Annotated in this window: 9 protein-coding genes; 7 read left to right on the top strand and 2 right to left on the bottom strand. The window is 62.8% G+C overall.

What is annotated here, in order from left to right; genetic code table 11:
• Positions 1-66: 66 nt before the first annotated feature.
• From JWR51_RS00695 to JWR51_RS00710, 4 genes are read left to right on the top strand one after another with little or no spacing between them, the layout of a single operon-like run.
• A complete protein-coding gene (locus JWR51_RS00695; protein ID WP_299742232.1) occupies positions 67-5,781 on the top strand; it encodes a DUF4082 domain-containing protein in 5,715 nt (1,904 codons plus the stop codon).
• Positions 5,782-5,807: 26 nt separating this feature from the next.
• Positions 5,808-6,122: a hypothetical protein gene (locus JWR51_RS00700; RefSeq protein WP_299742235.1), complete on the top strand. Its 315-nt coding sequence runs from the start codon at positions 5,808-5,810 to the stop codon at positions 6,120-6,122.
• A 17-nt stretch (positions 6,123-6,139) separates the two neighbouring features.
• A complete protein-coding gene (locus tag JWR51_RS00705) occupies positions 6,140-8,290 on the top strand; it encodes a peptidase domain-containing ABC transporter (protein WP_299742238.1) in 2,151 nt (716 codons plus the stop codon).
• On the top strand, positions 8,287-9,681 hold the full coding sequence (locus JWR51_RS00710; RefSeq protein ID WP_299742241.1) for an HlyD family type I secretion periplasmic adaptor subunit: 1,395 nt from the start codon (positions 8,287-8,289) through the stop codon (positions 9,679-9,681). The genes JWR51_RS00705 and JWR51_RS00710 overlap by 4 nt, the downstream gene beginning before the upstream one ends.
• Before the next feature lie 44 nt (positions 9,682-9,725).
• Here JWR51_RS00710 and JWR51_RS00715 read toward each other — a convergent pair whose 3' ends face one another.
• Positions 9,726-10,943 carry a hypothetical protein gene (locus JWR51_RS00715; RefSeq protein WP_299742244.1) on the bottom strand — a complete coding sequence of 406 codons (1,218 nt, stop codon included), beginning with the start codon at positions 10,941-10,943 and terminating at the stop codon, positions 9,726-9,728.
• A 157-nt stretch (positions 10,944-11,100) separates the two neighbouring features.
• Complete coding sequence (locus JWR51_RS00720; RefSeq protein WP_299742247.1) at positions 11,101-12,024, bottom strand: glycosyltransferase family A protein; 924 nt, start codon at positions 12,022-12,024, stop codon at positions 11,101-11,103.
• A 206-nt stretch (positions 12,025-12,230) separates the two neighbouring features.
• On the opposite strand from JWR51_RS00720, the gene JWR51_RS00725 reads away from it, so the two are divergent.
• The 3 genes from JWR51_RS00725 to JWR51_RS00735 all read left to right on the top strand — a co-directional run bounded on the left by JWR51_RS00725 (position 12,231) and on the right by JWR51_RS00735 (position 15,507).
• Positions 12,231-13,826 carry a GMC family oxidoreductase gene (locus tag JWR51_RS00725; RefSeq protein ID WP_299742250.1) on the top strand — a complete coding sequence of 532 codons (1,596 nt, stop codon included), beginning with the start codon at positions 12,231-12,233 and terminating at the stop codon, positions 13,824-13,826.
• A gap of 171 nt (positions 13,827-13,997) precedes the next feature.
• Complete coding sequence (locus tag JWR51_RS00730) at positions 13,998-14,714, top strand: SapC family protein (RefSeq protein WP_299742253.1); 717 nt, start codon at positions 13,998-14,000, stop codon at positions 14,712-14,714.
• A 283-nt stretch (positions 14,715-14,997) separates the two neighbouring features.
• Positions 14,998-15,507, top strand: a complete 510-nt coding sequence (locus JWR51_RS00735) for a hypothetical protein (protein ID WP_299742256.1) — start codon at positions 14,998-15,000, stop codon at positions 15,505-15,507.
• Positions 15,508-15,630 lie beyond the last annotated feature (123 nt).

The following is a 15,630-nucleotide window of genomic DNA, read 5'->3' on the forward strand; positions in this document are numbered from 1 at the left end:
CGTTCGATTGATTTTATACCCCCCACGCCTGTGCAATCGTGATGGCGATCAAGATAGGGGGCGCACGTGAAAACCTACGGCAGTTCGGTGCGTGGCAAGACCGCACAGTTCCATGACCTCGCCAGCAGCGCCGCGGTTTCGGCGGTACAGCGGCTGACTGTCAAAGCAAAAGCGGCATCCAGTTTTCGCCGGGAGACCAGCGCGGCCCAGTGGGCCGCGAGCCTGGCCTCGACCCCCATCACCGCAACACCAGATTTTGACGGGCCGCGGCGGACCCTGGCCGGTGGCCACGAAAGCTATAGCGGCAAACTGTATGGCAATAGCGGTGGGGCCACCAATGTCCTGAGCTTTGCGCCCGCCGCATCTGCCCTGGTGGGGTCGCCGCAGGTTTCGTCCGTCGTTGCAGTGCCGGCCGCGGTAAGCGCCGAAGCCCCCGTCACGACCACAGCGACGCCTTTCGCCGCTTTCAGCGTCCCTGCCGCATCGCCATCGGTAGCGCTCAAAGTTGTGACCACCACCACAGAGCCGGCCTCGGTGCTGACGACGGCGCCTGTCGCCGATGCGGCGCTATCGGCGTCGCCGGCCGATGAGGCGACCGCCAAGGCCATGTCGGATTGGCGCGGCAGCTGGATTTCGGCGGCCGCAACAACGCCGTGCGGGTCATGCACCGGGCGGGCTTGCACGATGTGCTCGGTCCGCACCGGCGGGCCGACAGCGACCAACGGCAGGCCGACCGGCTATGCGCAGCGTACGCTGATGTTCTATCAGCCCGAAGAGAGCATCGCCCCGAGCATCGACAAGATCGCCCCGGCCCTGACGACATCCGCGTTGCGGACCGATACCACCAGCGCCGTGACTGCCCTGGCGGTGACCGCCACCAACGCCATCGTGCTGGAAAACCAGAAGCAGGGCACGCCTGAAAGCGTGTGGATGATCGGGACGGCGGATCCCACCATCGAGGGCTACGCTGCCCAGTTCTCCCTCAACCACGGCAACACCGTCGACTTCAAGATCAACACGAATTCCAAAGACTATACGATCGAGATCTATCGGCTGGGCTATTACGGCGGCGACGGCGCACGCCGCGTCGCCACGATCGAAAGAGACCTGGCTGTCGCCCAGTTTCAGCCGGCACCGCTTTTCGACCCTACGACAAAGCTCGTCGATGCCGGCAACTGGTCCGTATCGGCCTCTTGGGCCATTCCGCAGGATGCGATGTCGGGCGTCTACTTCGCGCGGCTGGAGCGGCACGACGGCTCGGGCGGTGAAAACATGATCCCGTTCATCGTGCGTGACGATAACGCACCGAGCGACATCACTTTCCAGACTTCGGACACCACCTGGCAGGCCTATAACTGGTGGGGCGGTTACAATTTCTACGGCGGCGTCGACGAGGGTGGCCATGCGGGCCGCGCCAGCGCCGTCAGCTACAACCGGCCGATCATCACCCGCGATGGCGGCTTCGCGGCGGGGCCGCAGGATTTCATTTTCGGCGCCGAATATTCGGCAATCCGGTTCCTTGAGCAGAACGGCTACGACGTCGACTACATCTCTGGCATCGATAGCGCTCGCGATGCCGCCCAGTTGCTCAACAGCAAGATATTCCTGTCGGTCGGGCATGACGAATACTGGTCGGGCGAACAGCGCGACAATGTCGAGGCCGCCCGCGATGCCGGCGTCAACCTGTCGTTCTGGAGCGGCAACGAGGTCTATTGGGAAACCCGCTGGGAGGCCAGCATCGATGGCTCCGGCACCCCATACAAGACCTTGGTGTCCTATAAGGAACGCTGGGACAATGCCAATACCGATACGGTCGGAACGACCTCGACCTGGCGTGACCCCGTGTTCGGGTCGGGCGATCCTGAAAACTCACTGACCGGCACGATCTTCACCGTCGATTCCTATCGGCTGGACGCCATCAATGTCCCCTATGACATGTCCAACCTGCGGTTCTGGAGTAATACGGCGGTCGCCAACCTGCAGCCGGGCCAAGTCTACACACTGACCCAGAACCTTCTGGGCTACGAGTGGGACTCCGACCTCGATAACGGGTTCCGCCCTGCCGGACTGGTGCCGCTGTCTTCGACCACTGTCGACGTCCAGACCAAGCTGCTGGACTACGGCAATGCGGTTGGGCCAGGCACGGCCTCGCACGCTCTGACGCTTTATCGCGCGCCCAGCGGCGCGCTCGTTTTCGGCGCCGGCACGGTTTATTGGTCATGGGGCCTCGACAGCCACCACGACAACGAGGCGACGCCGACCGACCCAAACGTACAGCAGTCGATGATCAACCTGTTCGCCGAAATGGGCGTTCAGCCGGCGACGCTGATGCAGAGCCTGGCGGTTGCCGCGCAAAGCACGGATCACGTGGCGCCCACGACCACAATTGCCCAACTGCCTGCCGGCCTGACCGCGGCCCAAGCCTATACCATCAGCGGCACCGCTACCGATACGGGCGGCGGACTGGTGGCGGTGGTCGAAGTATCCACCGATGGTGGCGCCACCTGGCACCGGGCCACGGGCTACAACAACTGGACCTATACCTGGACGCCCAGCATTGGCGGCAACTATACGATCCGCTCGCGTGCAGTGGATGACAGCGTCAACCTGGAAACGCCGAGTGCCGGCAGGACCGTCACTGTCGCCCAGGCAGCAGCCTCAACGCTGTTCCAGCCGGGTGACACGCCGGCTGTCCCGTTCGAGGCCGATAACAATGCAGTGACCGTGGGGGTGAGTTTCACCTCATCGCAATCGGGCAGCATCGTCGGCCTGCGCTACTACAAAGGCACGCTCGACGCCGGCGAACATACCGGTTCGCTCTGGTCCTCGACCGGCGCCCTGCTGGCCAAGGCTACCTTCACCAATGAGTCGCCGAACGGCTGGCAAACGGTCGTCTTCAGCAACCCCATCTCGATCACAGCCGGCACGACCTATATTGCCAGCTATTTTGGCAATTTCGGTTATGCGGTCACGCAGAACTACTTCTCCAGCCCGCACACCAACGGGCCGCTGACAGCCACCAATGGCTTTTTCACCTATGGGGCTCAAAACGCCTTCCCCACCTCGCCCTCGGGCGGCAGCAACTATTGGGTCGACGTTGTCTTCAACCCGACCCCGACCCCCAACCAGGCGCCCACCGGCAACAACGACAATGGCTATCTGGTTGCGCGTAACACGGCGAAAGTCTTCACCTTCGCACAACTGCTCGCCAACGATACCGACCCCAACAATGACATCCTGACGGTCATTGGCGCAGGCGCAGCATCGGGCGGCACCGTGGTGTTCAATGCCCAGCAGCAGACCGTAACCTTCACGCCCAATGCCGGATATCTCGGCGCGGCGACCTTCGGCTATTCGATCTCCGATGGACGCGGCGGCACCGGCTCGGCCTTCGTCAACATGGACGTTGTCACTTCGCTCAGCAGCAGCTCGCTGTTCACGACGGCCGATACGCCCACCGATTTGACCAGCAGCGACGCCAATCGCGTCAATCTGGGGGTCAGGTTCGTCGCATCGGCTGCGGGTTCGATCACCGGCTTGCGGTATTACAAGAGCGCCGGCGATACCGGCACCCATGTGGGCTCGCTGTGGAGCAGCACCGGCGTCCTGCTGGCCAGCGCCACCTTCGTCAACGAGACCAGCAGCGGCTGGCAAACCGTCAACTTCGGCAGCCCGGTGCAGATCGCCGCCGGAACGACCTATGTGGCAAGCTATCTGAGCAACGGCCACTACGCTTCGACCACGAATTACTTTGTCACCGACAAGGTCAGCGGCCCGCTAACGGCGCCAGCGGCGAGCAATGGCGTTTATAGCTACGGCACGACCAGCGCCATGCCGACCAGCACCTATAGCCGAACCAACTATTGGGTCGACGTGTTGATGACGTCGACCACCGCCGCCAACCAACCGCCGGTGGCGGCAAATGACGCTGGCTTTACGACGCCGAACAGCACAGCCCTGACGCTGACTGCCGCGGCGCTCCTAGCCAACGACACCGACCCCGACGGCAACCCATTGTCGATTTCTGGCGTCTCGGCCGCGGTCAACGGGACAGTCGCCTTCAACGCCCAAACCAATACCGTCGTGTTTACCCCGACGGCAGGCTATTCGGGCGCCGCCTCGTTTGTTTACGCAATCAGCGACGGCTTTGGCGGCACCGCCAGCGCCAGTGTTGCGCTGACCGTCGGAGCGCCGGCAAACCGACCTCCTGTGGCCACCAACGACACGGGCTTTACCACGCAGCAGGGGGCAGCGCTGCAGATCGCGGCGTCAGCTCTACTGGGCAATGACAATGACCCGGACGGCGACGCGCTGACCATTACCGGCGTCAGCGGCGGAACCAACGGCACGGTCAGCTTCAACGCGCAGACCAACATCGTCACATTCACGCCCACCGCGGGCTATACTGGCGCGGCCAGTTTCACCTATGCGGTGGCCGACGGACGCGGCGGCAGCGCATCGGCGGGGGTAGCGCTAACGGTCACTGCGGCCCTCCCGGCCGGCAGCACGCTGTTCGCCGCCAATGCCACGCCCGCCAATGCCAACATCAACGATCCCAGTTCGGTCGAACTGGGCATGCGGTTCACGGTGGCCGCCAGCGGCTCCATAACCGGCATGCGCTTCTATAAGGGCGCGCAAAACACCGGCACGCATACCGGCACATTGTGGACCAGCACCGGCACGCAACTCGGCACGGTGACGTTCACCAACGAAAGCGCTTCCGGCTGGCAATCGGCCAGCTTCAGCAATCCGATCGCGGTGGCGACGGGCACGACTTACGTGATCTCCTATCACACCAATACCGGCTTCTATTCGGGCACCGGCAATTACTTCGGCACGGCCGCAACCACCAATGGCCCGTTGACCGCGCCGCAGAGCACGGTCAATGGCGGCAATGGCGTATTCGCCTATGGGGCAGGGTCCATCTTCCCCACGGGCAGTCACAACGCCACCAATTACTGGGTCGATGTCTACTACCAGGGCTCGACCAATGTGGCGCCGGTTGCCACCAACGACAGCGGCCTGACCGTACAGCGCAACGCCTCGGTGCAGATCGCCGCCGCCACGCTGCTGGCCAACGACACCGATGCCAATGGGGATCCCCTCACGATCACCGGCGTCAGCGGGGCGACCAACGGCACCGTGTCGTTCAACGCCCAAACCAACATTGTGACCTTCACCCCAACCACCAACTATGTGGGCGCCGCCAGCTTCAGCTACGCGATTTCTGATGGACGTGGCGGCACCGCATCGGCCAATGCGGCCCTGACCGTTTCGACACCGGCAAGTGCTATCTCGCTATTCGCGCCGACCGCTACCCCGACCACGGTCAGCGTGAACGATCCCAATGGCGTCGAACTCGGCATGAAGTTCACCAGCTCCCAGGCGGGCACGATCTCGGGGATCCGGTTCTACAAGGGCGCCCAGAATACCGGCACCCATACCGGCACGCTCTGGAGCTCGGCGGGAGCCAATCTGGGCACCTTGACCTTCCAGAACGAAACCGCAAGCGGGTGGCAAACCGCCTCCTTCGCGGCGCCGATCGCCATCACCGCCGGGGCAACCTACATCGTGTCCTATCACAGCAACGGCAATTACTCGGCCACTGGCAATGGGTTTGGCTCTGCGGTGACATCGGGCCCGCTGACTGCGCCATCCAGCGCCACGAGCGGGGGCAACGGGCTTTACGCCTATGGCAGTGCCAGCGCCTTCCCGACCAACAGCTACAACGCCACCAACTACTACGTCGACGTCGTTTTCAACGGTTCGCTCGCCTCGTAGGGCAGCGCAAATAAGGAGTTAGAATTATGCTGGGCGAACTCTATGCCGACGCCATCGGAGAAATCACCGTTACGGGCACCATCGTGCGTATTGACCTGGTGAGCCTGTCGACCACCATGCGCGATGATATGGGCCAACTGGTGCCGGAACATCGCCAGCGCATCGTGATGTCGCTCGAAGGGTTCGCCAACAGCTTCGACGTGCTGCAAAAGGCCATGAACGGGCTGATCGAGGCCGGCGCTATCCGTCGCAACGAGCCCGACGACGTGGTGATCCCCGTCAACGCGCCCAGGCCGAACGGCAATGGCGTCCGCCACAATGCGTCCCCCAATTTCGACTGAACGGTACCCCAACCGCTATGCAGGCCCCTATCCAGACCGGCCCGGAATGTCTCGCGGCCACCTTGCGTCACCACGGCTTAGAGACCAGTGCGGATAGGCTCATCGCCGATTACGCCATTCGCGATGAAGGCGTCGGTTTCGATTTAATGCTTCGCATGGCGCGCGATGCCGGGCTGAAGGCGCGCCGAACCAAGATCAAGCGCGGGGGTATCCTGCGTCTTGGCGGGGCCTATCCCGCGCTGGCGCGCCTTGAAAACGGCAACTGGGTCAGCGTGCTCGGTTGCGAGCGCGATGAGCATGGCACGGCCATCGTGCGGCTCTACGATCCCTTGGCCGAGGTGCCGGGCGGAACGATCGCGGTGCCGCTCGACCAGTTCATCAAGCGCTGGAAGGGCGACATTCTCCTTGCCAAGCGCAGCTACGCCATCGCCGACCCGGAGCAGCCCTTCGGCTTCCGCTGGTTCATCCCCGAGATATTGCACCAAAAGCGGCTGTTCGGCGATGTCGCCATTGCGGCCCTGTTTCTCTATGCGCTGGGCCTGGCGACACCCATCTTCTTTCAACTGGTGATTGACAAGGTGCTGGTGCACCAAAGCTATTCCACCCTCTACGTGCTCGCAATCGGTGTCGGGGTGGCGCTGCTATTCGAGGCGGTGTTCGTGTTCCTGCGGCGCTACCTGCTAATCTACGCCACCAATCGCATCGACATCAGGGTGGCCACGCGCACATTCCGGCATCTGCTCGACCTGCCCATCACCTTCTTCGAGCAGTCCTCGGCCGGCGTGCTGGTCAAGCACATGCAGCAGTCGAGCCGCATCCGTGAATTCCTGACTGGACGCTTGTTCCTGACGCTGCTGGATGCAATGTCGCTGTTCGTCTTCGTGCCCGTGCTGATGCTCTATAGCTGGCAACTGGCGATGATCGTGCTGGGATTCAGCGCGCTGATTGGCCTCGTGGTGGCCATGCTGATCGCGCCGTTCCGCAAGCGCCTAGCGGCCCTATACGCCGCCGAAGGCGCCCGGCAGGGGCTGCTGGTGGAAACCGTGCATGGCATCCGCACCTTGAAGTCGCTGGCCATGGAGCCGCTGCAGCGCCGGGTGTGGGACGACAGGTCGGCGCAAACCATCAATACGCGGTTCAAGGTAGAGACCATTTCCATCACCGCGCAGGCCGTCACCGGTCTGCTGGAAAAGCTTATGGGCGTCGCCATTATCGGTATCGGCGCGCTGCATGTGTTCGATGGGACCATGACGGTTGGCGTGCTGATCGCCTTCAACATGCTGGCGGGCCGGGTATCGGGGCCGCTGGTGCAGATTGTCACCATGGTGCACGAATACCAGGAAGTGGCGCTGTCGGTGCGCATGCTGGGCGAGGTGATGAACCAGAAGATCGAGCGCGCGGGCCGCACGGAAGGCCTTCGCCCCGAGCTTATCGGCGGCATCGAGTTCGAAAACGTCGCTTTCCGTTACCGGCCGGATGCCGGCTTTGCACTCAATGATCTATCATTCGAAATCCCCGCCGGGAATGTCTTCGGCGTGGTCGGCCGCAGTGGTTCGGGCAAGAGCACCGTCACGCGACTGATCCAGGGCCTCTATCCGGTGCAGGAAGGCCTTATTCGTATTGCCGGACACGATGTGCGCGAGCTCGATCTCAACCATTTGCGGCGCAGCGTGGGTGTGGTGCTGCAGGACAGTTTCCTGTTTCGCGGCACCGTGCGCGACAACATCGCGGCGGCCAAGCCCGATGCGACCTTCGAGCAGATCGTCGAGGCGGCCAAGCTTGCCGGCGCCGTCGAATTTATCGAACAGCTACCCCGCGGCTATGACACGCTGATCGAAGAGGGCGCCGAGAATTTCTCAGGTGGCCAGCGCCAACGCCTGTCGATCGCGCGGGCCCTCGTCACCGACCCGAAAATTCTCATTCTGGATGAGGCCACCAGCTCACTCGATCCGGAGAGCGAGGCCATCGTGAAGCGCTCCATCAAGGGGATCGCGGCCGGCCGCACGGTGATTATCGTTTCCCATCGACTGTCGATGCTGACGGACGCGGACGCGATCCTGGTCATGGATCATGGCCGCCTGGTCGACGTGGGACCTCATGGTCAATTGGTGTCCCGTTGCACGACCTACCGCCAGTTGTGGAACCAGCAGATGAAGCTCGTCGGATGAACGCGCCAGTCAAAGCCCTCAGGGTGGTCAAGCCCGCCAAAAAGCCACAGCCCAAACCGGTTCCCACGGTCAAGCGCGCCGCCGTCATGGAATTCCAGACCGATGCCATCGCGCTCGAGGAGCGCAAGCCACCCATCACGGCGCGGATGACGCTTTACCTGGTGGCCGCGGCGATCGGTTGCGCCATCTATTGGGCCAGCGTTTCCAAGATTGACGAAATCGTCGTTGCACCCGGCCGTCTGGCGACCAGCGAGCCGACGCTGGTCATGCAGCCGCTCGAAACCTCGATCATCCGGTCCATCATGGTGAAGCCCGGTGACGTGGTGAAGAAAGGCCAATTGCTGGCGACGCTCGACCCCACATTCAATTCGTCGGATGCGGGGCAGTTGCAATCCAAGCTCGCGGGTTTCGCGGCGCAGATCGATCGGCTGCAGGCCGAGCTTGCCGGCACCGTCTACGCGCCCCCGCCCGATGCGTCACCCGAGGCATTGATGCAGGCGCAACTGGCGGCACAGCGCCTGGCCGCATACCAGGCCAAGCTTGATGATTTCGACGCCCAGATCGCCCATGGCGAAGCGGTGCTGCAGGCGACCAAGTCCGAAGAGGCGATGCTGGGCAAACGGCTGGCGGGCCTCCAAGAGATTGATACCATGCATGCCTCGCTGGCCGACACCGGCAACGGTTCGCGCCTGACATTCTTGCAATCTCAAGACGTCAGCCTCGACATCCAGGTGTCGCTGACTCGCTTGAGCGGACAGTATGACGCCGCCGAGCAGCAGCTCGACCAGACCAAGGCCGAGCGGCACAACTATGTCGAGGACTATCGCCGCGTGCTGCTCGAGGCCCTTGTGGACCTGCAGGACAAGCAGGCGGGCGCCAGCGAGGAATTGCGCAAGGTCAGTCTGCGCGAAGCGTTGTCCCAACTCACGGCGCCAGCCGATGCGGCGGTATTGGAAGTGGCTCAGCGCTCGGTGGCCTCGGTTGTGCAGCCCGCCGAACCCTTGATCACCCTGGTGCCCCTGAATGTGCCCCTCGAAGCCGAGGTCACCGTCGCCAGCAACGATATCGGCCATTTGAGCACCGGCGATCTTGCCCGCATCAAATTCGACGCCTTCCCGTTCCAGGAGCACGGCACCATCGAGGGCAAGGTCATTTCCATCAGTGAGAATTCTTTCGCCAAGCAGGCCGGCGACAACCCGCAGGGCGGAGCGGCGTTCTATAAGGTGCGCATTGCATTGGGGCAGGGCGCGTTGCGGCAGGTGCCGGTCTCGTTCCGGATGCTGCCCGGCATGACCGTGTCGGCCGAGATCCATGCCGGCGATCGCACCGTGATATCCTATTTCCTCTATCCGCTGATCCGCGGGCTCGACGAGAGCCTGCGCGAGCCCTAGGCCGAAAAGAGTGTGGCCCGGCGAGAACCGCCGGGCCACCAATCTCAATATCGGCGAGGCTGATTGCGAAGCGCGTGCACCACGCCGCGCGAGCGCCAGGCATAGAGCATCCAGCCAAACTCATAGGGCCGGCATTCCCGATCGACCTTGACCGGCGGGAAGGCCATGTCCAGGCCGGGCAGGTGCCAGCCGGTGCTGAGGGCTGTGGTGACGGCGGCTACCGAACGAACCAGCTTTGGCGGCTCGGCGCGGCCAATTTTGCGCCAGATGACGCCATCTTCGGGGGACACCATCGGCTCATCGTTTTCGGGACGTCGATCGAGCCACGCCAGGCCCTTGGCGAGGGCAGCGCGATGATCGACGCCGCCAGCCTCATACAAGTCGAGCAGCGCCATCGGGGCCATGGCATGCTGGTGCACGCTATAGACCGGATAGCCTTCGACCACGCTGCCGTCGCGCGTGTCGTAATGCCACCACCACTGACCAGCTTCTCCCTGCAGCGCAACGATCCGCGCCGCGCAAGCCTCTGCTGCACGCAATGCCACGCGATCGCCATCCATGTAGCCCAGCCGCGCCAGCGCCTGGATCGGATAGACCTGATCGGCAAAGCAGCCCACATGGCCGCGCGCAAAGCCGGCCGCGCTCGCTGGAGTGAAATGGCGGAACAGGCCGCTGTCCGACTGGGCATGCAGCAAGAGTATCCGGCTGGCCAGCCGCTGCACCTCGGCCGTCGGGCCAAGATGCCGGGCGGCAAGTGCTGCGGTCAGTGCCCAGGCACAGGAAACCGTTTGAATGGACTTGTCATGGCTCAGGCTGGTTTCGAGCAACCTAAACAGATCGCCCGCAAACACGCCCGCCGTTTCAGCGGCAGCCCAGGCCGCCAGCGCTATCGCGCCCGGCTCGCCAGACTTTGCCGCCCGCTGGATACAGGAAAGCGCCAGGTCAACGGCCGTCTTGCCACCCAGCACGCTGCGCTGCTCGGTTTCCGAGGTCCAGGCAAGGCCTTGTGCGACGTTGATCGTGTAGCGCAGGTTATCGCCTTCGGGGATCACCCCGGAGCCGTTCCGGCTGCCGACGCCGCGCATGGTATGGGGGAAGTGTAGATCGGGCAGGGCCATGCGCCGCAACCCATTGACAGCCAGATCGCACAGTTCTGGTAGCCGCTCGCGGGCCGAGGCGAGCTTGGGGTCCAGCGCTTCGATCCGGTCGAACCCCCTTCGGGCGATGTTGTCGTTGGAGTGTCCAATCAAATCCTGCAGCATTCTTGGTTCCTCGCCTTGATGCCAAACTTGCAGATCGCCTGCCTGCCAACAGTTGCATGAGCCCCGAAAGGGCACACTTCGCTCATGTGATGGAGGCCCGGCAGATCGGATGAGGCGGCGAACCGAGTGATCTAGTCCGATTGATGCAGCGGCCGGATCAGCGGTTTTCCCGGTTCCACATGTCCACCATGCCGGCGGCATTGTCGTGCCAGACCAGCCCCACCATGCGGCGCGCACGGTAGAGCCGGACGCGGGTGACGCAGCCCAGCGCCAACAGGCGCTCGCGCCAGTTGGCGACGCGATCCGACTTGCAGATGCGCAGCAGCTCAAGCGGAGGCGACGCCGCCATGACCACGCTTTTGCCCAGCCAGCGCAGCTTTCCCCACTTCGCGCCGCGGATTTCGCGGAATTCATGGGCGACGTGACGATCCCAACGCCGCGCCAGTTCGGCAAAGGAACTGCATGAGGGCGTATAGACGCGAGCGTCCGGCAGGTAGGCGATGAGGTAGCCCATGGAGGTGGCGCGCTGGCCCCACTCGGTGTCCTCCATGGTGCCGATACCGCCAAACGGGCCGACCGAGCGGAATACGTCGCTGCGCACCGCCATGTTGCCGGTGGCAGCAAAGCCGTGGTGCTCGACATAATAGCGCGTGCGGTAGCTGTAGATATTCTCATAGGCCTCGACCGCGGTCAGCCGTTCCACTGCAGCGGGCCGGATGCGGATGTCGCCGCCAACGAAATCGATCTCGGGACGCTCGTCGAAGCCGCGCACGATTGCGGCCAGCCAACCCTTGGCGGCGATGCAGTCGGCGTCGATGAAAGCCAGGATCGGCGCCGCCGCCATGGCTGCGCCGAGATTGCGTGCAGGGCCCGGTCCCGGGGTGGTTTCACGCAGCAGCCGCACGCCAGGAAAGGAGGTCGGGGCAAAGTCGGGCATGTCGCGCGAACCGTTGTCGACCACGATGATCTCGAAGGGGAGGTCCTGGGTCCGCTGCGCATCGAGCGATTGCAGGCACAGCCGCAAATCGTCGGGTTCGTTCAGATGCGGGATGATGACACTCACTCTGGGCGGCTGAACCATGGCCAATTCTCCCGCGATCGGCCAGGTCACGCCGTGGCACTGGTGCAGTTTTCGCCCGCAAGAGTGCGGCTGCCGGCCGTCGTCGACAATAACCCGATCATGGTTGAGCGATAGCTCGAAGTAATGCCGTCGCCATCCCATAGTGTGCACAACACATCCCCGTGATGTCAGCTTAGGATTTGCCGGCACTTGCCATGGGGGACCTGATGGCCATCCTTGATTTGTCAGTAACTGGCCCAGACGTCAGTGAAACGGCGTCGTTTTGCGTGGTGGGAGCGGGCATTGCAGGATTGTTGCTGGCCACCAGGCTAGCTCGCCGCAAGCGCAAGGTCATCGTGCTCGAAAGCGGCAGCTTGCGGTTCGATCCGGAAATTCATGCCCTCAATGAAATCGACGATCCGGACCGGCGCTATTCGCGGGCGCTGACTGGACGCTATCGCGGCCTGGGCGGCTCGTCCTCGCGCTGGGGCGGGCGGATGATACCGATCAGCCCGGCCGATAGCAGCACTCGCCACCATATCGCTCAGCCCCAATGGCCCATCGACCAGATTGTGCTGGACGGCTATCAGCAGGAACTGGAGGCGCTCTTTTCGGTGGGGCACGACTCCTTTGATGAGATCGATTCAATCACCCCCGGCTTATCGGGACTGCTGACCACCAACGAAGAAGACTTCAAGGCCCGCTGGGCGAAGTGCCCAACCTTCAAGCGGTGCAACATCGTCACCATGCTGGGGGATGAGCTCCGGTCGAGTCCGTACGTAACGGTCTGGCTTAACGCGACCGTCGGCGGCTTCGGCCTAAACCGGGAGGCCGGCCGGCTGATGGCACTCAAGGCGCAAAGTCTTACGGCGCGCCGGATCGAGGTAACGGCGGATCAGTTCGTCATCGCGGCGGGCACCATAGAATCCACGCGCTTGCTGCTCTTGCTTGATGAGGCCAGCGACCGGCATGCCTTTGCGGGCACGGATGCGCTGGGACGCTACTTCCAGGACCACCTCAAGGCCGAAGTTGCGCTGGTCGATCGTCATCGGGCAGCGCTCACCAACCATCTGCTGAGCTACCGGTTCGTCAAGGGGACGCGGCGCGACCTGCATCTGGAGCTGTCGCACGGCGCTCAGGAAAGCGAGGCCGTTTCCAGTGCGTTCGTCTATGTTTCGATGGACCTGGCCAATAGTGGCCTGGCGGCAATCAAGAGCATTGCCCACGGGCTGCAACAGCGAAAAGTCGAGTTCAGGCAGGTCGGCTCGGCGATGAAGGATTTCAGGCTGATTGCCAAAGGCGCCTTCTGGCGGCTGGTGCACAAGCAGCTCTATGTGCCTCCCGGCATAGCCTTTCGGTTGATGACGTCAATCGAGCAGCTTCCCAATGCGCAGAACCGCATCACCTTGTCGGACAGCAAGGACCGCCTCGGCGTACCCAAGGCCCGATTTGACTGGAAGCCGCGCGCTTCCGACGAGCGGACCTTTCGCGCCACCACACAGCACCTGAAACAGTACTGGCTGCGATCCGGCTTCGACAACCTTTGCCCGCTGGTGTGGGATCCGGCGGTAACCGATCCCTACGGCTACATTACCGACAAGGCCGAGGCGTGCGCCCATCCTTCGGGGTCGACCCGCATGGGAACCGACCCCGCAACCTCGGTCGTCGGCCCCGATCTGCGCTGCCATGCCCTGCCCAACGTCGCCGTCGCCAGTGCCGCGGTGTTTCCCACCGCCGGCAGCGCCAACCCGACCTTCACCATCATGAAGCTGGCGCTATGGCTGGCGGACTCCTATCAGCAATTGCCGTTGCAGATTTTGTAAGCACTCGCCGGGTTTCAGGCGGCCTTGCAGTCTCAGCCGCAAGGCCGCTCGCCCGGGGCAATTGGCCGGCTATAAGTACAAATAACCAGTCCTTCACGCTGTGCGGCTTAACGCTTGACGGCTTAGTGTGCGTGCCTCATGCCAATGCTGCGCAAAACGGGTCGAGGTCGCATGAGCAGTCCACTTTTCTACAATCGCGTCGTGCCTCTGGATAGCGCAGCCCATCGTGACCTTCTATTGACGGGCGGCGATCGGCCGCTTGCTTTTGCCGAGGGCGCCAATCTCATTCCCGCACTGAGCGAGGAATTCGTTGCGGCGGCGGTGCATCTTCCCATTGCATTTTTGCCCGGCGCGACCCGTCCCGCTGCCGTGTTCGTTGTCGGCACCAGGCCCGGCAACAATGTCTTTATCGATGCGGCGGGGAAATGGGATGCCGGCTATTTGCCCGCCTATCTGCGCCGCTATCCGTTCATCATGGGTGATGTTCCGGAGGGCGAGCCGATCCTGTGCATCGATGAAAGCTTTGCCGGTTTGGGCCGCGATGACGGCCAACGCTTGTTCACCGAAAGCGGCGAGGCGACCGATGCGTTGAAGCAGGCGCTATCCCTGGCCGATAATTATCGCACGGCCGCGCTGCGGTCCGACCAGTTTTGCGACACGCTGCAATCCATGGGCCTGCTCCGTTCGGTCACGCTCGACGTCAAGCAGGCCGATGGCGCCTCCAATGTGGTTCATGGGCTGATGGTCCTGGACGAAGAGGCGTTCGATGCGCTGGACCAGGAAAAGCTTGCGGCACTTCATCGCGATAAGATGTTGAAGCCGATCTTTGCGCATTTATTTAGCCTCGCGGCGATTGACAAATTAGCGCCGAGGCCCACGCAAGCTTAACCTTGTTAAACAAATGTGAACGGGCGGGGTTTACCGATCGTAAATTGAATATGGACTCGGTTCCGTATCCATGGAATCAGTCCACCACTTGAATGAGGGGGCTGGTTTGTTTCACCGCGTATCTGTCGGGCTGCAGCGGGGCGCCTTGCGCCTTATCGGTGCGGCCCTTTTTGTCGCGAGCGCTGTTCTGCTGGCGCCCACCTACAGTATTGCCCAGGAAGCTCCGGCCGCTGCCGTTCCTGCGCCGCTCTCCGTATCGGGATTTCGCTCCGCACAATTCGGCATGGATGAAGCTGCGGTTCGAGCAGCAATCAAGACCGATTTCGCGCTCGGCGAGGATGCCATCGTTGTTGGTTCCAACACTGTCGAGCGCACGAAGGTTCTGACCATCAAGGCGCCAGACGTGCTGCCTGAGGGCGGGATTTCGGAGGTCTCCTATGTCTTTGGCTATGCCTCCAGCAAACTGATCCAGGTCGGCATTTCGTGGAGCCCACAAATCGACCCGGCAGTCGATGCGCAACGGCTCTATGCCAATGGCGACGTGCTCGTGGCCTATTTCGCCGCCGCCGGCTACGTCCCCGAAACCGTTCGCAGCGGCATCGTGCTCAACGACGGTATTCTGCTGTTCCGGGGCGAAGATAGCGAAAAGCACGCCACGGTGCTGTTGCTGCAGGGAAGTTACGACAAGGTTGGCGACAGCCAGCCCGTGCTGACGCCGCTCAGCCTGGCTTTGCTCTATGCGGAAGACTCCACCAATCCTGACATCTTCCAGCTCAAGCCAGGGCAGTTCTAGCGATCATGAGCAGACGGAGACCTAGCGCTGCGTCTGCACCCCCCGCGAAAAGTTTCCCGGCGATCTTTGCTCGCTCCGGCCTGATGGCCGGGGCGAGCCCACTTGTACTGGGTATGGTCGCCG

This window comes from Devosia sp. (assembly GCF_028290625.1).
Taxonomy (GTDB): domain Bacteria; phylum Pseudomonadota; class Alphaproteobacteria; order Rhizobiales; family Devosiaceae; genus Devosia.

Excerpts from the sequence above, each read along its gene's own strand:
- JWR51_RS00700 (WP_299742235.1), top strand. The coding sequence starts at position 5,808 with ATGCTGGGCGAACTCTATGCCGACGCCATCGGAGAAATCACCGTTACG.
- JWR51_RS00705 (WP_299742238.1), top strand. The coding sequence starts at position 6,140 with ATGCAGGCCCCTATCCAGACCGGCCCGGAATGTCTCGCGGCCACCTTG.
- JWR51_RS00710 (WP_299742241.1), top strand. The coding sequence starts at position 8,287 with ATGAACGCGCCAGTCAAAGCCCTCAGGGTGGTCAAGCCCGCCAAAAAG.
- JWR51_RS00715 (WP_299742244.1), bottom strand. The coding sequence starts at position 10,943 with ATGCTGCAGGATTTGATTGGACACTCCAACGACAACATCGCCCGAAGG.
- JWR51_RS00720 (WP_299742247.1), bottom strand. The coding sequence starts at position 12,024 with ATGGTTCAGCCGCCCAGAGTGAGTGTCATCATCCCGCATCTGAACGAA.
- JWR51_RS00725 (WP_299742250.1), top strand. The coding sequence starts at position 12,231 with ATGGCCATCCTTGATTTGTCAGTAACTGGCCCAGACGTCAGTGAAACG.
- JWR51_RS00730 (WP_299742253.1), top strand. The coding sequence starts at position 13,998 with ATGAGCAGTCCACTTTTCTACAATCGCGTCGTGCCTCTGGATAGCGCA.
- JWR51_RS00735 (WP_299742256.1), top strand. The coding sequence starts at position 14,998 with ATGGATGAAGCTGCGGTTCGAGCAGCAATCAAGACCGATTTCGCGCTC.